General features: G+C 63.9%; 21 protein-coding genes. 7 read left to right on the forward strand and 14 right to left on the reverse strand.

The annotated features are described in order from the left end of the window. Positions 1-188 precede the first annotated feature (188 nt). Positions 189-596, forward strand: a complete 408-nt coding sequence (locus B8115_RS02090; protein WP_010626085.1) for a hypothetical protein — start codon at positions 189-191, stop codon at positions 594-596. Positions 597-668: 72 nt separating this feature from the next. Here B8115_RS02090 and paaZ read toward each other — a convergent pair whose 3' ends face one another. The 12 genes from paaZ to paaF all read right to left on the reverse strand — a co-directional run bounded on the left by paaZ (position 669) and on the right by paaF (position 13,081). Next, complete coding sequence (gene paaZ, locus B8115_RS02095; protein WP_010626086.1) at positions 669-2,711, reverse strand: phenylacetic acid degradation bifunctional protein PaaZ; 2,043 nt, start codon at positions 2,709-2,711, stop codon at positions 669-671. Positions 2,712-2,805: 94 nt separating this feature from the next. Further along, positions 2,806-3,885, reverse strand: a complete 1,080-nt coding sequence (paaE, locus tag B8115_RS02100; protein WP_010626087.1) for a 1,2-phenylacetyl-CoA epoxidase subunit PaaE — start codon at positions 3,883-3,885, stop codon at positions 2,806-2,808. Positions 3,886-3,940: 55 nt separating this feature from the next. Further along, on the reverse strand, positions 3,941-4,552 hold the full coding sequence (gene paaD, locus B8115_RS02105; protein ID WP_083861752.1) for a 1,2-phenylacetyl-CoA epoxidase subunit PaaD: 612 nt from the start codon (positions 4,550-4,552) through the stop codon (positions 3,941-3,943). After that, positions 4,536-5,330, reverse strand: a complete 795-nt coding sequence (gene paaC, locus B8115_RS02110; protein WP_010626089.1) for a 1,2-phenylacetyl-CoA epoxidase subunit PaaC — start codon at positions 5,328-5,330, stop codon at positions 4,536-4,538. Before paaC ends, paaD begins: the two co-directional genes overlap by 17 nt. A gap of 12 nt (positions 5,331-5,342) precedes the next feature. Beyond that, a complete protein-coding gene (gene paaB, locus B8115_RS02115; RefSeq protein WP_010626090.1) occupies positions 5,343-5,624 on the reverse strand; it encodes a 1,2-phenylacetyl-CoA epoxidase subunit PaaB in 282 nt (93 codons plus the stop codon). 67 nt (positions 5,625-5,691) lie between these two features. Further along, positions 5,692-6,678 (reverse strand): 1,2-phenylacetyl-CoA epoxidase subunit PaaA, encoded by a 987-nt coding sequence (gene paaA / locus B8115_RS02120; RefSeq protein ID WP_026037825.1) that lies wholly within the window; start codon positions 6,676-6,678, stop codon positions 5,692-5,694. 260 nt (positions 6,679-6,938) lie between these two features. Then, positions 6,939-8,252 carry a phenylacetate--CoA ligase PaaK gene (gene paaK / locus B8115_RS02125; protein WP_010626092.1) on the reverse strand — a complete coding sequence of 438 codons (1,314 nt, stop codon included), beginning with the start codon at positions 8,250-8,252 and terminating at the stop codon, positions 6,939-6,941. Positions 8,253-8,295: 43 nt separating this feature from the next. After that, positions 8,296-9,501 (reverse strand): 3-oxoadipyl-CoA thiolase, encoded by a 1,206-nt coding sequence (pcaF, locus tag B8115_RS02130; RefSeq protein ID WP_010626093.1) that lies wholly within the window; start codon positions 9,499-9,501, stop codon positions 8,296-8,298. Further along, positions 9,498-9,965 carry a hydroxyphenylacetyl-CoA thioesterase PaaI gene (gene paaI, locus B8115_RS02135; RefSeq protein WP_010626094.1) on the reverse strand — a complete coding sequence of 156 codons (468 nt, stop codon included), beginning with the start codon at positions 9,963-9,965 and terminating at the stop codon, positions 9,498-9,500. The genes pcaF and paaI overlap by 4 nt, the downstream gene beginning before the upstream one ends. Beyond that, positions 9,958-11,499 (reverse strand): 3-hydroxyacyl-CoA dehydrogenase PaaH, encoded by a 1,542-nt coding sequence (paaH, locus tag B8115_RS02140; protein ID WP_010626095.1) that lies wholly within the window; start codon positions 11,497-11,499, stop codon positions 9,958-9,960. Before paaH ends, paaI begins: the two co-directional genes overlap by 8 nt. 1 nt (position 11,500) lies before the next feature. Continuing rightward, a complete protein-coding gene (paaG, locus tag B8115_RS02145) occupies positions 11,501-12,292 on the reverse strand; it encodes a 2-(1,2-epoxy-1,2-dihydrophenyl)acetyl-CoA isomerase PaaG (RefSeq protein ID WP_010626096.1) in 792 nt (263 codons plus the stop codon). A 15-nt stretch (positions 12,293-12,307) separates the two neighbouring features. After that, the gene (gene paaF / locus B8115_RS02150; RefSeq protein WP_010626097.1) at positions 12,308-13,081 is read right to left on the reverse strand and encodes a 2,3-dehydroadipyl-CoA hydratase PaaF; all 774 of its coding nucleotides are present in this window, start codon (positions 13,079-13,081) and stop codon (positions 12,308-12,310) included. Positions 13,082-13,507: 426 nt separating this feature from the next. Here paaF and paaY point away from each other — a divergent pair, with 426 nt between their 5' ends. After that, positions 13,508-14,116 carry a phenylacetic acid degradation protein PaaY gene (gene paaY, locus B8115_RS02155; protein WP_026037826.1) on the forward strand — a complete coding sequence of 203 codons (609 nt, stop codon included), beginning with the start codon at positions 13,508-13,510 and terminating at the stop codon, positions 14,114-14,116. A gap of 37 nt (positions 14,117-14,153) precedes the next feature. On the opposite strand, the gene paaX is transcribed toward paaY, so the two are convergent. Continuing rightward, the gene (gene paaX, locus B8115_RS02160; protein WP_010626099.1) at positions 14,154-15,080 is read right to left on the reverse strand and encodes a phenylacetic acid degradation operon negative regulatory protein PaaX; all 927 of its coding nucleotides are present in this window, start codon (positions 15,078-15,080) and stop codon (positions 14,154-14,156) included. Positions 15,081-15,275: 195 nt separating this feature from the next. Further along, on the reverse strand, positions 15,276-16,052 hold the full coding sequence (locus tag B8115_RS02165) for a helix-turn-helix transcriptional regulator (protein WP_010626100.1): 777 nt from the start codon (positions 16,050-16,052) through the stop codon (positions 15,276-15,278). A gap of 160 nt (positions 16,053-16,212) precedes the next feature. On the opposite strand from B8115_RS02165, the gene B8115_RS02170 reads away from it, so the two are divergent. From B8115_RS02170 to B8115_RS02190, 5 genes are all read left to right on the forward strand, one after another. Next, complete coding sequence (locus B8115_RS02170; RefSeq protein ID WP_010626101.1) at positions 16,213-17,001, forward strand: GntR family transcriptional regulator; 789 nt, start codon at positions 16,213-16,215, stop codon at positions 16,999-17,001. 177 nt (positions 17,002-17,178) lie between these two features. Continuing rightward, on the forward strand, positions 17,179-17,496 hold the full coding sequence (locus B8115_RS02175) for a non-heme iron oxygenase ferredoxin subunit (protein ID WP_010626102.1): 318 nt from the start codon (positions 17,179-17,181) through the stop codon (positions 17,494-17,496). A 4-nt stretch (positions 17,497-17,500) separates the two neighbouring features. Then, positions 17,501-17,809, forward strand: a complete 309-nt coding sequence (locus B8115_RS02180) for a recombinase-like helix-turn-helix domain-containing protein (protein WP_010626103.1) — start codon at positions 17,501-17,503, stop codon at positions 17,807-17,809. Positions 17,810-17,849: 40 nt separating this feature from the next. Continuing rightward, complete coding sequence (locus tag B8115_RS02185) at positions 17,850-18,881, forward strand: aromatic ring-hydroxylating dioxygenase subunit alpha (protein ID WP_010626104.1); 1,032 nt, start codon at positions 17,850-17,852, stop codon at positions 18,879-18,881. 1 nt (position 18,882) lies between these two features. Further along, complete coding sequence (locus B8115_RS02190) at positions 18,883-19,641, forward strand: SDR family oxidoreductase (protein ID WP_010626105.1); 759 nt, start codon at positions 18,883-18,885, stop codon at positions 19,639-19,641. Positions 19,642-19,646 lie beyond the last annotated feature (5 nt).

Consider the following 19,646-nt stretch of genomic DNA (forward strand, 5'->3'; position numbering starts at 1 on the left):
GAGAAGTCAGGTCGGTCTCGTGCTGCCTTCCTACTCTCCTCTTTCTTTAAACGCGATACATGAATTTGTCGAAACAATAAATAGGTGTGTCTAATACTGCCCTGTTTTGACTCCGGTCAAACAGGGCTTTTCCTTTTTCGCTATGCTGAAAATATCGGAGAGACGATACCGAATGAGGAGAAAGAAAAATGGAAAGATTGTCTGATTACATTCAGGGGGAGCGCGTGGTGCGTGAGCTGCGCCATCATGCACCCGAGGCGCTCGAGGCATTGGCGTGCGACCTGGAGCAGCCGCTGAACCCGCCGCTGGCACTAGCCGTGGCGCGCAGTCTCGATGATGGTCGTGTGCCGCACTTTCGCGCCTCCGAGGTGCTGATGCCGGCGATGATGGCGACCTTCGCGGTGAACCCGGCAGCCATAGAGGAGCAAGCGCTGGCCGAGCTGAAGGCGAGCTGCAATTGCTGCGAGGAGATCGGCCGTTGCTGGCAGGCAATGCGCGACCGTGCCGATGGCGAGGTGTGTCGAAGCTTCTGCCCCAACGCCGAGGCCTTCATTGGCCATGGTGGCCAGCAGGGCCAGCCGATGGCGGATGGGTAGCACGGTTGGTCGTGGTCGCCGGATAGGGGCTGGAGCTCCTATCCGGTGTGCCGAACTCGTACTGTCGCTGTCTTACTGCCGCTTTGCTACCAGGGTCAGAATGTCGTAGCTGGCCACCAGCTCGTCCTTCTGGTTGGTCACGGCAACGTCCCACATCACTACGCCCTGAGGATGTCCTTCCGGTGAGGTTCGGCCCTGATCGATCTTGCGCTTGCAGGTCAGCCGGGCGCGAATGGTGTCGCCTGGGGCGACCGGAGTGACGAAGCGCAGGGTATCCAGGCCGTAGTTGGCCAGGACGGGACCCTCGCCCGGATAGACGAACAGGCCGGCAGCTGCCGACAGCACGAAGTAGCCGTGGGCGATACGCTGACCGAACTGGGTCTTGCGCGCGGCGATGTCGTCGAAGTGCATGTAGAAGTGGTCGCCGGAGAGGCAGCCGAAGTTGACGATGTCGGCCTCGGTGACGGTGCGACGGTGGGTCAGCAGGGATTCGCCCACCTGCAGGTCATCGAAATAGCGCCGGAAGGGATGGACATCATTCTCGATGACCTTGGCGCCACGAACGTATTCACGGGTAACGGCGGCCACCATGGTCGGCGAACCCTGAATGGCGGTGCGCTGCAGGTAGTGATGCACTGCCCGGATTCCCCCCAGCTCTTCGCCGCCGCCGGCACGACCCGGACCGCCGTGCTTGAGCATGGGTAGTGGGGAGCCATGGCCGGTGGATTCCTTCGACGCTTCCGCGTCCAGGATCTGCAGGCGGCCGTGCTGGGCGGCCAGCACCGGGATCATCTCCGCGGCGATGGCCGGGTCCCTGGTGGTGAGGGTTGTGACCAGGCTGCCCTTGCCCTTGGCGGCAATGGCCAGGGCTTCGTCGATGCCGTGGTAGGGCATCAGAGTGGCGACGGGACCGAAGGCTTCGATGTCGTGGGCGCTGCCATCCTGCAGCGGGCGGTAGTTGATCAGCAGATGCGGGGCGATGAAGGCGCCGTTCTCCACGCCCTTGCCCACGGGCTCGAGGCGATCGCTCTTGCCGAACACGCATTCGCTCGTTTCCAGCAGGCGTCCGATGGCGTCGGTAACATCCCGCAACTGCTCCTGCGAGGCGAGCGCGCCCATGCGCACGCCCTCTTGTGCCGGGTCGCCGAAGGTGATCTTGCCCAGGCGCTCCTTGATCCTGTCCGCCAGTGCATCCAGGTGTTCGGCGGGTACCAGCACGCGGCGGATGGCCGTACACTTCTGACCTGCCTTGGCGGTCATCTCCTTGACCACTTCCTTGGCGAAGATGCCGAACTCCTCGTCGTCCGGCGTGACGTCCGGGGCCAGGATGGCACTGTTGAGGGAATCGGCCTCGGCATTGAACGGAATGCTCCGCGCCATGACGTTGGGATGGCTCTTCAGCTTCAAGGCAGTGGCGGCGGAGCCGGTGAAGGTGACGAAGTCCTGCTCTTCCAGACGGTCCAGCAGGTCGCCGGTGCCGCCGATGATCAGCTGCAGTGCACCCGCCGGCAGCAGGCCGGACTCGTCAATGATGCGAACCGCCGCTTCCGCCAGATAGCTGGTGGCGGTGGCTGGCTTCACGATGCAAGGCATGCCTGCCAGGAAGGCGGGGGCGAATTTTTCCAGCATCCCCCAGATCGGAAAGTTGAAGGCGTTGATGTGCACGCACACACCGCGGCGAGGCACCAGGATGTGGGTGCCGTTGAAGTGGTTGTCCTTGCCCAACTGGATAGCGGGGCCTTCGTGGGCCACGTTGCCGGAAGGCAGCCCCTTACGGCCGATGGAGGCGTAGGCAAACAGGGTACCGAAGCCGCCCTCGATGTCGATCCAGGAGTCCGCCCGGGTGCAGCCGGTGTGATGGGAAATTTCATACAGCGCTTCCTTGCGCTCCTGAATGTAAATGGCCAGCGCCTTGAGAATGGCCGCGCGCTGCTGGAAATCGACAGCCAGCAGGTTTTTCACGCCGGTATGGCGACCGTAGTCGACGACCTGTGAAAAGTCGATGGTTTCAGCGTGGGTATGGGCGATGGTTTCGCCGTTGATGGCACTGGGCAGGGCCTTGGCTGCGGTAGCGCCAACCCATTGACCGGCAACGTAACTCTTGAGGACTGGCATTTAGCGGTCTCCACTGAGAAATTTTGACCGAGAACGGTTCTGGGATGCATGAGCCGGCCTTCCGGGCGGCTTATTGGTGTCGTGTGGCTTGCGATCAGACCTCGTCGTAGTTGAGGACGACTTTTTCGCTGACCGGGTAGCACTGGCAGCTCAGGACCATGCCCGCCGCGATCTCGTAGTCTTCGAGGGCGAAGTTGGCATCCATTTCAACTTCGCCTTCTTCGACCTTCGCCAGGCAGGTGGAGCAGACCCCGGCCTTGCAGGAGAAGGGCAGGTCGGCGCCATGCTCGTTGCCGGCCTCGAGGATGCTTCGGGTGTTGCGCGGCAGGTCGAACTCCAGGGTGCGGCCGTCGATGATGACCTTGATGTGGGAGCTGCCGGCGGTAGCCTGGCCGCCGCCTGGTGTCGTCTGTCGGCGGGCGCTAGCGTTGGGGCGGCTACCGAACAGCTCCAGATGGATTCGCTCGACGGGCATACAGTACTCCTGCAATACCTCGCGCACGGTGGTGGACATCTCCTGTGGACCGCAGAGGAAGGCCGCTTCGAGGCCGCGCACATCCAGCCAGCGATCGAACAGGGTGCGACACTTCTCGGCGTCGATGATGCCGTTGTAGAGCTCGATGTCCTGCTCTTCGCGATTGAAGATATGGATCAGGTTGAGTCGTTCCATGTGACGGTTCTTCAGGTCCTGAAGCCGCTCGCGGAACATGGTGGTGGAAGTGGAGAAGTTGCCGTAGACCAGGGTGAAGCGGCTCATCGGCTCGGTCTCGAGAGTGGTGCTGATGATCGACAGGATCGGTGTGATGCCACTGCCGGCCGCCACCGCCAGGTAATGTCCCTTGCGGCTCGGGTCCAGCGGCACGAAGAACTTGCCCTGGGGGGGCATCACTTGAAGCGTATCCCCGACCGCGAGCTCGTGATTGGCGAAGGTGGAGAAGGCGCCACCCGGCACCAGCTTCACCGCCACGCGGATCTCGCCTTCGTGTACGCCGGTGCAGATGGAGTAGGAGCGACGCACCTCCTCGCCGGCGATCTCGCGGCGCAGGGTCAGGTACTGGCCCTGGGTGAAGCGGAAGGCCTCATGCAGGGACTCGGGTACCTCGAAGGCGATGGAGACCGACTCGCTGGTCTCCTTGCGGATGTCTCGAACGGTGAGGTCGTGAAATCGGCTCATGGCATTTCTCTCGTCGGTCAGGCTGCTGGGAAGCGATGCGCCCGCGCAGGCACTCTTATAGGCACTTGAAGTAGTCGAAAGGCTCCAGGCACTCCCGACAGCGGTAGAGCGCCTTGCAGGCGGTGGAGCCGAACTCGCTGACCCGTTCGGTATGCTCGCTGCCGCACTGGGGGCAGGGCACCGTTGGGTCGCCATGCCCGCTCAGGCTGCGTTTGCTGGCACTGCCTACCGGGGGCGCGATACCGAAGGCGCGCAACTTCTCGCGCCCCGCTTCGCTGATCCAGTCTGTGGTCCAGGCCGGCGAGAGGCGGCGCTCGATCAGCGGGGCGGGATAGCCAGCGGTGAGCAGTGCTGCCTCGATGTGCTGCTCGATCGCCTCGGTGGCAGGGCAACCGGAATAGGTCGGTGTCACCTGGACCCTCAATCGGCCATCGAGCCAGTCGATATCGCGCACTATGCCCAGCTCCACCACGCTGACTGCCGGTACCTCGGGGTCGGGCACCTCCTGCAGCACCGCCATCACGGCCTCGATGTCCCCCGGCGCGCCCGCGGGAGGCAGGCCACGTCGATCGCTGCCGATCAGGTCGGTAGAGGGCCAGTCATCCCGAGTATCGACAGGGCGCAGTGCGGGACGATGGGGAGCGGGACGATTACCAGACAGTGGCATCGGGATAGGCCCTCGGCAGGTACTGCATTTCCGCCAGCAGAAAACCCAGGTGCTCGGTGTGGTGGCCGGTCTTTCCGCCGGTATACATCCAGGCATCGGCAGGCGGTCGAGTCAGAGTGGCGTCTTTCAGAACCTTTTCGACGTGGGTCTGCCAGCGTTCTACCAGGCTGATGGCCTCGGGTGCGATGCCGGCTTCGATCATGACCTGGTCGACGTCATCGAATCGGATAAGCTCCCCGGTAAAGCGCCAGAGGTTGTCGATGGCGCGCTGCATGCGAGTATGGCTCTCCTGAGTGCCGTCACCCAGGCGTACGACCCATTCGGAGGAGCGGCGCAGATGGTAGGTCGCCTCCTTGAGCGCCTTGGCCGCCACCTCGGCGATACGCGGGTCGCCGGCGTTGGCCAGGCCTTCGAGCAGCGGCACGTGCCAGGCGTCGAACAGGAACTGGCGTGCCATGGTGTCGGCGAAGTCGCCGTTGGGCTGCTCCACGATCAGCAAGTTGCGGAAGTCCTGGGCATCGCGCCGAAATGCCAGAGCGTCGGCGTCGAATGCGATGCCGGCCTGTTCAGCAGCCATCAGTTCAGCGGCATAGCCGAGCCAGTGGCGGGCCTGGCCGAAGAGGTCGAGGCCGATGTTCATCAGCGCCATTTCCTCCTCCAGCGCTGGGGCCTTTCCGCATAGCTCGGCGTGACGCTGGCCCAGTATCAGAGTGCTGTCGCCGAGGCGCAGCAGGTACTCGATCAGCGGTGTCTGGGGTATCTGCGAAACGTTGTTCATGCTTCCCACCCCTTACATGTGGCCAACTTCTTTGGGCAGTTCGTAAAAGGAGGCGTGGCGGTAGACCTTGTCGTTGGACGGGTCGAACAGCGGCTCCTTTTCGTCCGGTGCGGAGGCGGTAATGTCGCTGGCCAGCACCACCCAGATACTTACGCCTTCGCTACGGCGGGTATAGAGTTCGCGAGCGTTCTCGAGGGCCATCCGACGATCGGCGGCATGCACGCTGCCGACGTGCTTGTGATTCAGGCCGTGCTTGCTGCGTACGAAGACTTCGTAGAGGGGCCAGTCAGCCATAGGGGAATACCTCATTGGGTTGGGACGGATGCCATCGGTCGGTATCCGTGCTGTGTCGCTATTCGGGTCAGGCGGCGCGGCGCCGACGTTTGGCGGCGTGGGCCGCGGCGGCTTCGCGCACCCAGGCGCCTTCGTCGATGGCGCGCCGGCGAGCCTCGATACGCTCACGGTTGCAGGGACCGTTGCCCTGAATCACGTCGAAGAACTCGCTCCAGTCGATCTCGCCGAAGTCGTAGTGGCCGCGTTGTTCGTTCCACTTCAGGTCCGGGTCGGGAGCGGTACAGCCGAGCAGCTCCAACTGGGGTACGGTCTGGTCGATGAAGCGCTGGCGCAGCTCATCGTTGCTGTGGCGCTTGATCTTCCAGGCCATGGACTGGGCGCTGTTGGGCGAATTGTCGTCCGAGGGGCCGAACATCATCAGTGATGGCCACCAGAAGCGGTTGATCGAGTCCTGCACCATGGCCCTCTGTTCCTCGGTTCCCTCGCGCATCAGCGTCAGCAGGATCTGGTAGCCCTGGCGCTGGTGGAAGCTCTCCTCCTTGCAGATGCGGATCATGGCGCGGGAGTAAGGACCGTAGGAGGTGCGCTGCAGCGGTACCTGATTGACGATGGCGGCACCATCCACCAGCCAGCCGATGGTGCCCATATCGGCCCAGTTCAGCGTCGGGTAGTTGAAGATGCTGGAGTACTTGGCGCGGCCGTCGTGGAGCTTGTCGATCTCCTCGTCGCGGTCGGCCCCCAGGGTTTCCATCGCGCTGTAGAGGTAGAGACCGTGTCCCGCCTCGTCCTGGATCTTGGCCATCAGCTGCAGCTTGCGCTTGAGCGAGGGCGCGCGGGTCAGCCAGGTCCCTTCGGGCAGCATGCCGACTATTTCGGAGTGGGCGTGCTGTGAGATCTGGCGAATCAGGGTCTTGCGATATGCCTCCGGCATCCAGTTCTTGGGTTCGACCTTGATCTCGGCGTCGATGCGCTCTTGAAAGGCGCGCTCCTCGGGGCTCATCTCCTCGAGAGCCTTGAGCTTCTTGATGCCGGTCTCGACTAGCTGCGCGTACATGGTGACCTCCGCGTCGTAGCAATCAGGGAAAACGTCCGTGTCGTCATACTTCGAAGTATAGTGACACAAAATCATTTGGCAATGGCCAAAATAATGTGTCTCTTTAGACCATGGGAGGAGCGATGCCGATGCTGCAATCAGATAACCCATAGAAAAGCCATGGTTGCTGAAGACAGGGCCAACGTGCCGTTGGGGAACCGATACAAAAAAGCCCCTTAAAGGGGCTGTAATGTGGACAATGCAGTGCGAGGCGCTCAAGGTCAGCGCAGATCCTTGACGCGCTTGGCCTTGCCCACGGAGCGCATGACGTCTTCCACGCTGCACACGTCCACCTGGGTGCTGATTCCCACATAGGTCTTGATAGCGTGTCGCAGTCGGCCGGCCAGTTGCTCGCAGGCGCTGGGGTCGCGGGCGACGTCGTTGCTGCATGCCTCGACGCGTACGCATACCGTGTCCAGATTGCCCTGGCGGCCCACCTCGATCTCGTAGTGGGGCGATAACCCTTCGATCTTGAGAATCTGCTCTTCGATCTGGGTCGGGAAAACGTTGACCCCGCGGATGATCAGCATGTCGTCGCTGCGGCCGGTGATCTTGTCGATACGCCGCATGGGGCGTGCGGTACCGGGCAGCAGGCGGGTCAGGTCGCGGGTGCGGTAACGGATCACCGGCAGCGCTTCCTTGGTCAGGGTGGTGAACACCAGCTCGCCGTATTCGCCGTCCGGCAGCACCTCGCCGGTCACCGGGTCGATGATCTCGGGGTAGAAGTGATCCTCCCAGATAGTGGGGCCATCCTTGGTTTCCAGGCACTCCATGCCGACCCCCGGCCCCATCACTTCGGAAAGGCCGTAGATGTCCAGCGCATCGATGCCCAGGCGCTGCTCAAGGGCGGTGCGCATGCTGCCTGTCCAAGGTTCGGCGCCGAAGATGCCGGCACGCAGCGGCAGCTTGTGCGGGTCGATACCCTGGCGCTCCATCTCGTCGGCGATGTTGAGCATGTAGGAGGGCGTGACCATGATAATGTTGGGCTCGAAGTCGCGGATCAGTTGGACCTGCTTCTCGGTCTGGCCGCCGGACATCGGGATCACGGCACAGCCCAGGCGCTCGGCGCCGTAGTGCGCACCGAGACCGCCGGTGAACAAGCCGTAGCCATAGGCGACATGCACCTTGTCGTTGCGGGTGCCGCCGGCGGCGCGAATGGAGCGGGCCACCACGTCGGCCCAGGTGTCGATGTCCCGCTGGGTATAGCCCACCACGGTCGGCTGGCCGGTGGTGCCGCTGGATGCATGCACCCGCACGATTTCACTCATCGGCGTGGCGAACATGCCGAAGGGGTAGTGGTCGCGCAGGTCGGCCTTGGTGGTGAAAGGCAGCTTACCGAGGTCGGCGAGGCTCTTGACGTCCTCCGGGTGCACGCCGGCGCCGTCGAAGACGTGGCGGTAGAAGGGAACGTTGTCATAGGCATGCTTGAGGCTCCACCTGAGGCGTTTGAGCTGGGTGGCGCGTAGTTCATCGAGGCTGGCCAGTTCCATCTGATCGAGAGCCGAGTTGTTGAGGCGTTGAACGGTCTGTGTCATCGGGCTTCTCCGGTCGGAGGATTGTTATCGTCGCTTCACGGTATCAAAGGCGTTCAATGATCAGGGCAATGCCCTGACCCACGCCGATGCACATGGTGCAAAGCGCATAGCGCCCCTGACGGCGCTCCAGCTCGTACAGGGCGGTGGTCACCAGGCGGGCACCGCTCATTCCCAACGGATGACCCAGAGCGATGGCGCCGCCGTTGGGATTGACGTGCTCGGCGTCGTCAGGCAAGCCGAGATTGCGGGTCACGGCCAGTGCCTGGGCGGCGAAGGCCTCGTTGAGCTCGATCACATCCATCTGCTCGAGGCTGAGCCCGGTCTGGGTCAGCACTTTGCGCGTCGCCGGGGCGGGGCCGAATCCCATGATGCGTGGCTCGACCCCAACTGTGGCCATCCCCACCACCCGCGCTCGGGGCTCGAGGCCGAAGCGCTCGGCCTGCTCCGCCGAGGCGAGCAGGAGGGCGCAGGCACCGTCGTTGACCCCGGAGGCGTTGCCGGCCGTGACGCTGCCGTCTTCGCGGAACGGCGTGGGGAGTCCCGCCAGTTGTTCCAGGGTGGTGGCCGCGCGGGGATGTTCGTCGGTATCCACGACCAGCGGCGCTTGCTTGCGCCGCGCTACCTCCACCGGCACGATCTCCGCGGCCAGGCGGCCCGCCTCCATGGCGGCGGCGGTGCGCTGCTGACTGCGCAGGGCGAAGAGGTCCTGGTCTTCCCTTGAGATCGCGAACTGCTCGGCGACGTTCTCGGCGGTCTCGGGCATCGAGTCGATGCCGAACTGCGCCTTCATCTGGCGATTGACGAAGCGCCAGCCTATGGTGGTGTCGAAGATCTCGGCGCTGCGTGAAAAGGCCTGTTCGGCCTTGCCCATGACGAAGGGAGCGCGGGACATCGACTCTACGCCGCCGGCGATCATCAGACCCGCTTCACCGGTCTTGATGGCGCGGGCGGCGTTACCCACGGCATCCAGGCCGGAGCCGCACAGCCGATTGAAGGTGGTGCCGGGCACTTCCACCGGCAGGCCGGCGAGCAGCGCCGACATGCGCGCCACGTTGCGGTTGTCCTCGCCGGCCTGATTGGCGCAGCCGTAGAAGATGTCATCGACCTGGCGCCAATCCAGCGAGGGATGGCGTGCCATCAGCGCGCGTAGGGGCACGGCGCCGAGGTCGTCGGCACGCACCGATGCAAGGGCGCCACCGTAGCGGCCGATGGGGGTGCGGATGGCATCGATGATGAGTGCGTCTTTCATGCTTGGCCCTCTGCGGCGGTTTCTTCCAGGCGGCGCACGCTGCCGCGAACTTTGTAGGAGCGGCCACGGAACAGGGCGACCTCTTCGCCGTGCTGATTGCGTACGGTGATGTCATAGATGCCGGTGCGGCCGCGACGGCTACGCTCTTCGGCGCTGGCGGTGAGCACATCGCCGAGCTTTCCGGGGCCCAGGTAGTCGATGCTGCAGCCAGCGGCCACGGTGGCCTCGTCATAGCTGTTGCAGGCGAAGGCGAAGGCGGAGTCGGCCAGAGTGAAGATGAACCCACCATGGCAGTTGCCATGGCCCTGTACCATGTCTTCCCTTACCGTCATCGTAAGCACGGCGCGGCCCGGCGCCACGCTCTTTATATGCATGCCCAGACCCTGGCTGGCGTTGTCTCGTGCGAACATCGCTCGGGTACAGGCCTCGGCCAGCTGCTGGGGGGCGAGCGGTGTATCACTCATGAAAGGTCTCCTCGGCCAGGGCCTTGCGACGCAACAGGAAGGATGGACGGTAACGCTCCTCGCCGTAGCTCTGCTGCAGGTGGGTCAGGGTACGGTGAACGAAGGCCAGGCCCAGGGAGTCGGCCCAGGCCAGCGGCCCGCGGGGGTAGTTGAGCCCGGCCTGCATGGCGAGATCGCCATCGCGAGCGCTGCACACGCCCTGGAGTACGGCATCGGCCGCCTCGTTCGCAAGCATCGCCACGGTGCGCAGTACCGCGAGGCCGGGCGTATCGGTCAACCAGGCGACATCGAAACCCAGGTGCTGGAAGAAGGCGGTCACCAAGGTGCGGGCTGCGTCATCGACACCGGGGCTCGCCGCCAGCGCGATGGCGCCGGCTTCGCCGTAGTCGAGACAGAGATCGAACAGCACCAGCGCCTCGAGACCCTCGTCGCGGGCTCGCTCGGTGGCGCAGCGGCCGTCGCTCAGGGCCAGGGTCAAGCCGCCCAGGCGCAGGCGGGCCTGGCCTGACATGCTCTCGCGGCGCAGCGTCTCGAGGCCGGCGGCCTCGGCGCGGATCACCAAGGGGGTGATGACGCCGAGCTGGCCTTCGGCGACCAGGGGTGGCAGCTCAGCCACCACGCTCGGTGCGAAGTCGGGGGCGGCGGGCCCGGCCGCTTCACGCTGCTCTTCACGATAGTCATAGAAGCCATGGCCGCTCTTGCGGCCCAGGCGGCCGGCCTCGACCAGCGCCTGCTGTACCAGCGAGGGCTGGAAACGGGTGTCGCCGTAGTAGGCGTCGAACACCGAGCGGGTCACGGCATAGTTGACGTCGTGACCGATCAGATCCATCAGCTCGAAGGGGCCCATGCGGAAGCCGCCGGCCTGACGCAGCAAGGCGTCCAGGGTGGCAGGGGCGGCGGCGCCCTCCTGACGCAGGCGCAGCCCCTCGGCGTAGAAGGGACGGGCGACCCGGTTGACGATGAAGCCCGGCGTGGAGCTGGCGTGCACCGGTACCTTGCCCCAGGCCGCAGCAGTAGCGTAGAGGGTCTCGGCTATCTCGGCGCTGGTGGCCAGACCCGAGATTACCTCGACCAGCTTCATCACTGGCGCGGGGTTGAAGAAGTGCAGGCCAGCTACTCGCTCGGGGTGCTCCAGGCCGGAAGCGATGGAAGTGATCGACAGCGACGAGGTGTTACTGGTGAGCAGGGCGTCGGGACTGCACAGGGTCTCCAGCTCGGCGAATACGCCGCGCTTGACCTCCAGGTTCTCGACGATCGCCTCCACCACCAGGCGGCTGTCGGCCAGCTCCGCGAGGGTGGCGGCCGGGCTCATGCGAGCGATAATGGCGTCGACCTCTTCCTGGGCCATCTTGCCCTTGGCGACGCGCTGCTCGAGCTGACGGCGCGCGCCGTCGATGGCGGCCTGGGCGGTGCCGTCGCGGTTGTCATAGAGGCGTACCGGGTGGCCGGCTTGGGCCGCTACCTGGGCGATGCCGGCACCCATGGCGCCGGCGCCGATCACGGCGACGATGTCACTGGCTGCGAGGGCGGGCATCTCATCCCCCCTTGAAGCTGGGTTGGCGCTTTTCCATGAAGGCGGCCACCCCCTCACGGTAATCGGCGGTACGTCCGGCCAGGCGCTGCAGGTCGCGTTCGAGGTCGAGCTGCTGATCGAAGCTGTTGTCGGCACTGGCGTGCAGAGCGCGCTTGATCAGCGCCAGGCCTCGGGTCGGCTGGGTGGCCAGGTGGCGGGCCAGGGTGAGCGCCTCGTCCTGCAGGGCCTCGTCGTCCACTACCTTCCAGATCATGCCCCACCGCTCGGCCTGCTCGGCGCTGAGCTTGTCACCCAGCATGGTCAGGCCTTTGGCGCGGGCCATGCCCACCAAGCGTGGCAGGGTCCAGGTGCCGCCGGAATCCGGCAGCAGGCCGATCTTGCAGAAAGCCTGGATGAAGCTGGCCGAGCGGGCCGCCAGCACGATGTCGCAGGCCAGGGCGATGTTGGCGCCGGCTCCGGCGGCCACCCCATTCACCGCGCAGATGGTAGGGAAGGGCAGATCGCGCAGTGCGCGCAGCATCGGGTTGTAGCGTTTCTCCAAGGACTCGCCCAGGTCCGGCGTCTCGGCGCCGGGCGCCACATTGCGGTCGGAGAGATCCTGGCCGGCACAGAAGCCGCGACCGCTGCCGGTCAGTAGCAGGGCACGCACGCTGCCGTCCTGGCGTACGGCCTTGAGGGCCTGGCGCATCGCGGTATGCAGCTCGGCATTGAAACTATTGAGACTGTCGGGGCGGTTCAGCGTGAATCGGGCGACGCCGTCTTCCACGGAATAGAGCAGGGGCGCTTCGCTCATGATCGATCTCCTGTGTCAGTGCCCGGTGAAGGTGGCGGGACGCTTTTCCTGGAAGGCGCGGATTCCCTCCTCGCGATCCCGGGTGCCGGCCAGCAGCGTGAAGGCGTGGCGCTCGAAGCGCAGGCCGGTGGTCAAGTCGGTGTCCTCTGCTTTGTGCAGCGCCTCTCGGGCCAGACGTACGGCGAGCGGTGCCTTGGCGGCAATGGTCTCGGCCACGGCAAGGGCGCGCTCCACGGCCAGCTCGGGCTGGGTGATCTCGCTGATCAGGCCGGCCTCCAGGGCGCGGTGGGCGGAGATCGGCTCGCCGGTGAGAACCATCTGGGTGGCCAGAGCCTTGCCCACGGCGCGAACCAGGCGCTGGGTACCGCCGGCGCCGGGCATGATCCCCAGGTTGATCTCGGGCTGGCCGAAACGGGAATCCTCGCCGGCGATCAGGATGTCGGCGTGCATGGCCAGCTCGCAGCCGCCACCCAGGCAGAAGCCATTGACCGCGGCGACGATCGGCTTGCTGAAGCGGGCAATGGAGGCCCAGTGGCGCTGACGGGGGTCTTCGAGCATGCCCACCAGATCGTGGGCAGCCATCTCCTTGATGTCGGCACCGGCGGCAAAGGCACGCTGGCTGCCGGTGATCACCACGGCACGGACCTCGGCGTTCTGCTCGGCGGCGACTAGGGTCTCGGCCAGCTCCGCCAGCAGGGCGGTAGTGAGGGCATTTAGCGCCTCCGGGCGATACAGGGTGATGCGCAGTACTCCTCGGCTTGGCCCCTCGACGATCAGATAGCTCGGCATGGTCTCCTCGTTTCAGGCGTGGCGTTGGCGCGATGTGAGCTGCCGCCTGTTACGAATGAGTATAGGGCTTTTTGATACACATCAAAACTACTATATTAACGATATTGTATCGTATCTTGGTCGATGAATTTGTTTTTCCTTTATTTTTCAACATATTAATATCTATTTAGTCGCTCCATTCGGATTGTTCGACTATGGTCGAAGCATGTTGGCAGTAAATGGAAAGATTTTTGCAATTCATTTATATATAAGGGTTTTTGTGCGGATATCGGTGCCTTTCGATAAGCGGCTATGGTTGACTGCTTTGAGGTTTTGTTACTCAGGATATAGAATTCACGTGGTTTGTTGTATCGAATAGCGCTGCTCATGACGGGAGCCACGGGAGTGCTGCTCGATGCCACGGCTAACGAGACTGAGGAGCATGTCATGCCTTGTTATCGGCTCGAGGGAGTCACCCCGGTAGTACATCCCACTGCCTATGTGCATCCTACTGCGGTGCTGATCGGCGACGTCATCGTCGGCCCAGGCTGTTATGTGGGGCCCGGCGCCGTGATGCGCGGCGACTTCGGTCAGTTGGTGCTGGAGGAGGGGGCCAACCTGCAGGACACCTGTGTCATGCATGGTTTTCCTGGTTGTGTCACCAAGGTGGAGAAGAATGGCCATATCGGCCACGGTGCTGTGTTGCACGGCTGCGTGGTGGGTCAAGATGCCATGGTGGGCATGAACGCCGTGGTTATGGATAATGCCGTGATCGGCGAGCGCTCCATCGTTGCCGCTGCCGCCTTCGTCAAAGCCGGCTTCGAATGCCCATCTCAATCACTGATCATGGGCGCGCCGGCCACCGTCAAGCGTGAGTTGAGCGACGAGGAGGTGGCTTGGAAGCAGCAAGGCACCCGTGAGTACCAACGCTTGACCGAACGCTGCCGGGACAGCCTGGAGCCCTGTGAACCGCTGGCCGAGCCGGAGGCTGACCGGCCGCAGCTCAACGCTGGCATTACACAGCCCAAGCAGCAGACCCTGGGCAAGGCGCAGTGACGCTGTCTTGAGCGATAGACGGGCCCGGGTTCTCGGTCTACTCCAAGCCGCCGAAGCGCTGATAGAAGCTGTGCCCAGGCTCTGGTAGTGGGCCTTCGGCGGTTTCCAGATGACGGCCCAGCCAGCGCTCGGCGCCCTGGTAGATCTCACGATAAATATTGCGGCACAGCTGACGGGCGTTGCGACCTTCCCAGGCGGTGGGTAGCAACTCCTCGGGGAGCTGAGGATCACGCAGCTGCACCTTGCGATACTCATGGATCAGGAGAGTGCGCGCGATGAAGGCATCCTGATCGCTCAGTGGTTGGCCCTCGCTGAGGCTCTTCCACAGCGGTCGGAACTGGGCGAGAAAACGAGTGTAACTCTCGGCCAGCTGATCGAGGTTCCAGCTTTCACGTACCTGCAGGCGCAGCGCCTTGGGTGCCAGGGGGTCGCTGGCCTCGCTATGCAGAACAATCGCATCTTCCGCTATACCGAGTTCCTGGAGCAGCCCGAGAGCCTCGCTGCGAGGCTTGCGTGGATGAGCCAGTACCCCATTGGCGAAGGCGCCGAAGCCCAACCATTCAAGCTCCTCTTTGGCGCGGGTGCGCTCGCTTGCCTCTAACTGGCCCAGGAAGACTAGGGTCCAACTGCCGTCCCAGGTCTCGCCGTTGCCATGGTAGACCCGCTTGAAGGCCTGCTCGAAGCGTCGCCGTCCTGGGCCGCTCAGGCTGTAGTAGCTGCGACGGCCGACCTTCTCGCCCTGCAGCCAGGTTTCCTGGGTCAGACGATAAACCGAGGTGCGCACCAGCCGCTCGTTGATGCCGATGGGCTCCAGGAGCTGAGAAATACTACCCAGCCATACGGTGCCGCCACGAGGCACGATGGCGTCACCGTACAGCGTGATGATGAGCGAGCCGGAGCGCAGTGGCCGGCGGCTCTGGAAGTTGTCGATCAGGCTGGCAACGCACTCGGTAGCGGACGACATGGGTGAGCATGATCCTGGGAATGTTGGATTGGGGTGTGACCTGGAGGCACTGATATAAGCAAGATAGGGTATCACAATTACATGCACCGGCATCGGGTTCCGGTAAACCATGAAGCCATCGGGGGCTGTAAAAACATCCATGCAGATCGCATCTTGTATCGCTTCTTGATTTTTTCGCTGATGCCCTTCGCTTTCCTATTGCCGCCGACAAAGCGCCACCAGCCGTGCCTTGGAGGGCACGCCGAGCTTGGCATAGGCACGCTTGCGGTAGGTCTCGGCGGTAGAGAGGGCGATGTCGAGTTCGGCGGCGGCGGTCTTGAGGGTATGGCCGCGCAGCAGATACAGGCAGAGTTGGCGCTCGCGCTCGGAAAGCGGGGCTAGCACGGCAGTCTCCTCGGCGCTGGGGCGTTGTGAGATGGGACGAGCCTGGGCGTAGTGGCGACGCATCAGACTGGCCAGCAGCGGTGCCAGGGCGTCCAGCCGCGCCAGGTCGTGGGGTGCGAAGGGGCCGGCCTCGCTGCCACGGTAGAGGTTGAGATAATAGACGCTCCGCTCTCCGGGGAAGGTCAGCGAGACCTTGTCGACCAGGTCGGGAAAGGCGAACAGGTGGCTGCGATAGGCTTCTGGCATGGCGTCGGCCTGCATCGGCGTCACTTCGGCGTCGGTTTTTTCGCTGGTCATCAACTGGCGCAGGCGCTGGTAGTTGGGGTCCTGGCGGAACAGGCCGCCGGTGTAGAGCTCCGCCAAGCGACCAGCCATCCGCGGCGTGCGCTGGTTGGCGGCCAGCAGACAGTCGACCTCGTCGCGACCGTCAAAGGCGAACACCATGCACTGCTCGATACCCACCGCCTGACGCAGCAACGCCAGTAGCGCTTCGTCGAAGCCTGCCTCGCCCAGCTGTGCCACGCACTCGGCCATGGCCGGCATCAGCCCCGGCCAATCGATGGCTTGCTCGCGGCTGGTTTCGCGCATTCGTTGCTGCCTCTCGTTGCGTGGTGTCCCGGCTTTTGCGGGACACGCCAGGTTGCTACCAAGTAGAGAATAATGCTCCCTGTGCCAAGGCTGAACTGCTTGCGAAACCCTTCTGAATTCCGGGTAGACTGGCCTCCCGTCTTCTGGTGAAGGTGTTGCTGTGCTGCCCCTGCTTGCTGAGCGTGTCGCCCGACACCTCGAGAAATCCTCCCGCACCCCCAAGTACCTCTGTCTGCGCGATGCCCTGGTCGAGCTGATCGAGGAAGGCAAGCTTGCCGAGGGGAGCCGCCTGCCCACCGAGCAGGAGCTGGCTGCGGCCTTGCCGGTCAGCCTGGGCACGGTGCAGAAGGCGTTGCGCGATCTGGTGGAGAGCGGTGAGCTCTATCGCCGGCGCCGGCTGGGCACCTTCGTGGCCGGCGGCGAGCAGCGCCGCCGCATTACCACGCCCGCTTTCACCTTCCTGCGGCCCGAGGGCGCTCCGGTCAGGATGGTGCTGATTCGCCTGCTTCGGCGTGAGGTGCTGCAACGGCATGGTGCCTGGGTGGAGGTGCTGGGCGACTGTGCGGGCGGCTATCTGCATCTGGTGCGTCAGGACCGCATCGACGGAGCCTTCGACTGCTACACCGAGATCTATCTGCGTGGCGATGTGGCCGGCGAGCTTGCGACCCTGCCCACCGAGGCCCTGGAACATGAGAGCGTGCTGCCGCTGCTGATGGCTCAGGGGCACTCACCGAGCACGGCTGAGAACCGCATCAGCCATATCCGGCTGCCCAAGTCGGTGGCTCGCGCCATCGCACCGGAGCTGGCCGAGGCCCCACCCCCCGGGCTACGTCTGGAGACTCGCTACCAGGACGAAACGGGGCGGGTACTGGCGTGGCAGGTAATGTACATCCCCCCCAGCGATTACCGGCTCACCCTGACCACTCAGCTGAAACCGCTGGATACCTGAAGAGCGCGCAGCGGGTCCCGATTGGTGGTGGTGAAGACTCTGGCTGCTCTGGCGAATACTATATAGTATTGACAGGTCAGGCGGTATGGCTATACTCATTGCGACGGATCAAATAATAAATCGTGTTTCATATTTGAATTGATGCACGAGAGACCCTACGACAATGAGGACCATCCCATGAGTTGGACCACCGTCTGCACGACCGATCAGGTTCAGGAGGACTTCCCCTTCTCCGCCAAGCTGGGCGACAAGGAAATCGGCGTCTATCTGCTGGATGGCGAGTACTACGCCCTCGAGGACGTCTGCCCCCACGCCTACGCTCTGCTGTCTCAAGGCTTCGTCGAAGACGGCCAGGTGGAGTGCCCGCTTCACGAGGCGGTCTTCGACATCCGTACCGGCAAATGCCTGCGCGAACCCGCCGACCGCGACCTGCACGTCTACCCGGTACGCATCATCGACCACACCATTCAGCTGCAAGTCGTCGAGGAGGCTTGAATCCATGTCCGCAACTCTCGAACACAACCCCGAACTCAAGACCTGGGCCCGCATCATCCCTGCTACCGAGCCCGGGCAAGGGCGCATCGAGCGCCCCGGCGGCTTCGACAACCGGGTCTGGCAGAACCGTCAGCGCGCCCCGGAGCCCTTCGAACTGGCCCTGGTGGCCGATCTGGAAGCGGTCTTCGAGACCGGTGCCGAGCAGCTGAGCGATGTTATCGCCGGGCTCAACGCTCGCCATAGTCAGGACCGTCACGGACAACCCTGGAGCGAAGCGAGCTTCCTCCAGGAGATGGCGGTTCTGGGCCAGTAAGGCCTGCTCGCATGAACGAACAACGATGAGGTCGAGAGAGATGACGACAGCAGCTTCCGTAGACGCTCGCGTGCAGGACTATCTGGACACCGGCCTGCGCTCCCTGTGGTATCCCGTGCTGGCCAGTTGGGAGGTGGGCAGCAATCCCGTGGGCATCACCCGGCTGGGCGAAAATCTGGCCCTGTGGCGTGATCACGACGGTATGGTGCACGCCATCGAAGACCGCTGCCCGCATCGCGGCGCCCGCCTCTCCAAGGGCTGGAATCTGGGCGACCGCTTGGCCTGCTGGTATCACGGGGTCGAGGTAAATGGAGAGGGCACGGTTTGCGACGTACCGGCGATCGGCAACAGCCCCATGGTGGGTACCGCCTGTGTGCGCCATTACCCGGTGCAGGAGGCCCAGGGCGCCATCTTCGTCTTCTTCGGCACCACTCCCGACGAAGCACCGCCGGCCCTCGAGCTGCCCGAGCAGCTTACCGATGAGGCTAGCTATGGCCACTTCCTGTGCACCGCCACCTGGAAGTGCAATTACCAGTATGCGGTGGACAACGTCATGGACCCCATGCACGGCACGTACCTGCATGCGGATTCCCACTCCATGGCCGAGGGCGACCGGCAAGCGGAGATGGTGTTGGAGCCCACCCAGACCGGTTTCATCTTCAAGAAGACCGGCCAGGCCGGGGTCAATTTCGATTGGGTGGAGTACGGCAACAGCGGTGCACTCTGGCTGCGCCTGTCGATTCCCTATCAGAAGCGTTTCGGGCCCGGTGGTCCGTTCTGGATCGTCGGCATGGTGGTGCCTGAGGATCAGGACAACTGCCGTGTCTTCTTCTGGCGGGTGCGCAAGGTGGACGGCTGGCAGCGCCAGGTGTGGCGCTTCTTCTACCGCACCAAGCTCGAGGGGCTGCACTGGGACGTGCTCGAGCAGGATCGCATCATTCTCGAGAATCTGGCTCCCGATGCCCGCCACCACGAGAACCTCTACCAGCACGACGTCGGTCTCTCGCGGCTGCGCCGGGTGATGTTGAAGATGGCCAAGACGCAGTTGGCCAAGCGCCAGGAGGCGGCCTGAAATGGCCACTCATGGTCTGGCCGGCAAGCGGCTGATGATCACCGGGGCTGCCCGCGGTCTGGGTCGTAGCATCGCCGAGGCGGCGGCTGCCGAAGGGGCTCGCCTGGTGATCAGCGACATCCTCGAGGCAGAGCTGGAGCAGACCGCTGCGGCGCTGCGTGATACCGGTACCGAGGTGGAGGCACTGGTCATCGATCAGGGCGATGCCACTTCCATCGAGGCGGGGATGGCTCGGGTCGCCAAGGGAGGTGCCCTCGATGGTCTGGTCAACAACGCTGCCATAGCCACCAATGTGGGGGGCAAGACGCTGGACGAGTACGACCCCGCCCTGTGGGACCGGGTAATGGCGGTCAACGTGCGCGGCGTGTGGCAGATGACTCGAGCGGCCTTGCCGCTTCTCGAGCGCTCACGCCGCGGCAAGGTGGTCAACGTGGCCTCCGACACCGCTCTGTGGGGCGCTCCTCGACTGATGGCCTATGTGGCCAGCAAAGGGGCCGTGATCGCGATGACCCGGGCCATGGCGCGTGAGCTGGGCGAACGTGGCGTTTGCGTCAACGTCATCGCACCGGGCCTGACCCGCGGTGAGGCCACCGAGTACGTGCCCAAGGAGCGTTACGCCCACTATGCGGCAGGTCGTGCCCTCAAGGAGGAGCAGCAGCCAGAGGATGTCGATGGCACCGTGCTCTACCTGCTCTCGGACTGGTCGAACTTCGTCACCGGTCAACTGATCCCGGTCAACGGCGGTTTTGTCTTCAACTAGGGGGA

The organism is Halomonas sp. KM-1 (assembly GCF_000246875.1).
Classification (GTDB): Bacteria; Pseudomonadota; Gammaproteobacteria; order Pseudomonadales; family Halomonadaceae; genus Halomonas; species Halomonas aerodenitrificans.

Coding starts and splice junctions, on each gene's coding strand:
- B8115_RS02090 (WP_010626085.1), top strand. CDS start 189: ATGGAAAGATTGTCTGATTACATTCAGGGGGAGCGCGTGGTGCGTGAG.
- paaZ (WP_010626086.1), bottom strand. CDS start 2,711: ATGCCAGTCCTCAAGAGTTACGTTGCCGGTCAATGGGTTGGCGCTACC.
- paaE (WP_010626087.1), bottom strand. CDS start 3,885: ATGAGCCGATTTCACGACCTCACCGTTCGAGACATCCGCAAGGAGACC.
- paaD (WP_083861752.1), bottom strand. CDS start 4,552: ATGCCACTGTCTGGTAATCGTCCCGCTCCCCATCGTCCCGCACTGCGC.
- paaC (WP_010626089.1), bottom strand. CDS start 5,330: ATGAACAACGTTTCGCAGATACCCCAGACACCGCTGATCGAGTACCTG.
- paaB (WP_010626090.1), bottom strand. CDS start 5,624: ATGGCTGACTGGCCCCTCTACGAAGTCTTCGTACGCAGCAAGCACGGC.
- paaA (WP_026037825.1), bottom strand. CDS start 6,678: ATGTACGCGCAGCTAGTCGAGACCGGCATCAAGAAGCTCAAGGCTCTC.
- paaK (WP_010626092.1), bottom strand. CDS start 8,252: ATGACACAGACCGTTCAACGCCTCAACAACTCGGCTCTCGATCAGATG.
- pcaF (WP_010626093.1), bottom strand. CDS start 9,501: ATGAAAGACGCACTCATCATCGATGCCATCCGCACCCCCATCGGCCGC.
- paaI (WP_010626094.1), bottom strand. CDS start 9,965: ATGAGTGATACACCGCTCGCCCCCCAGCAGCTGGCCGAGGCCTGTACC.
- paaH (WP_010626095.1), bottom strand. CDS start 11,499: ATGCCCGCCCTCGCAGCCAGTGACATCGTCGCCGTGATCGGCGCCGGC.
- paaG (WP_010626096.1), bottom strand. CDS start 12,292: ATGAGCGAAGCGCCCCTGCTCTATTCCGTGGAAGACGGCGTCGCCCGA.
- paaF (WP_010626097.1), bottom strand. CDS start 13,081: ATGCCGAGCTATCTGATCGTCGAGGGGCCAAGCCGAGGAGTACTGCGC.
- paaY (WP_026037826.1), top strand. CDS start 13,508: ATGCCTTGTTATCGGCTCGAGGGAGTCACCCCGGTAGTACATCCCACT.
- paaX (WP_010626099.1), bottom strand. CDS start 15,080: ATGTCGTCCGCTACCGAGTGCGTTGCCAGCCTGATCGACAACTTCCAG.
- B8115_RS02165 (WP_010626100.1), bottom strand. CDS start 16,052: ATGCGCGAAACCAGCCGCGAGCAAGCCATCGATTGGCCGGGGCTGATG.
- B8115_RS02175 (WP_010626102.1), top strand. CDS start 17,179: ATGAGTTGGACCACCGTCTGCACGACCGATCAGGTTCAGGAGGACTTC.
- B8115_RS02180 (WP_010626103.1), top strand. CDS start 17,501: ATGTCCGCAACTCTCGAACACAACCCCGAACTCAAGACCTGGGCCCGC.
- B8115_RS02185 (WP_010626104.1), top strand. CDS start 17,850: ATGACGACAGCAGCTTCCGTAGACGCTCGCGTGCAGGACTATCTGGAC.
- B8115_RS02190 (WP_010626105.1), top strand. CDS start 18,883: ATGGCCACTCATGGTCTGGCCGGCAAGCGGCTGATGATCACCGGGGCT.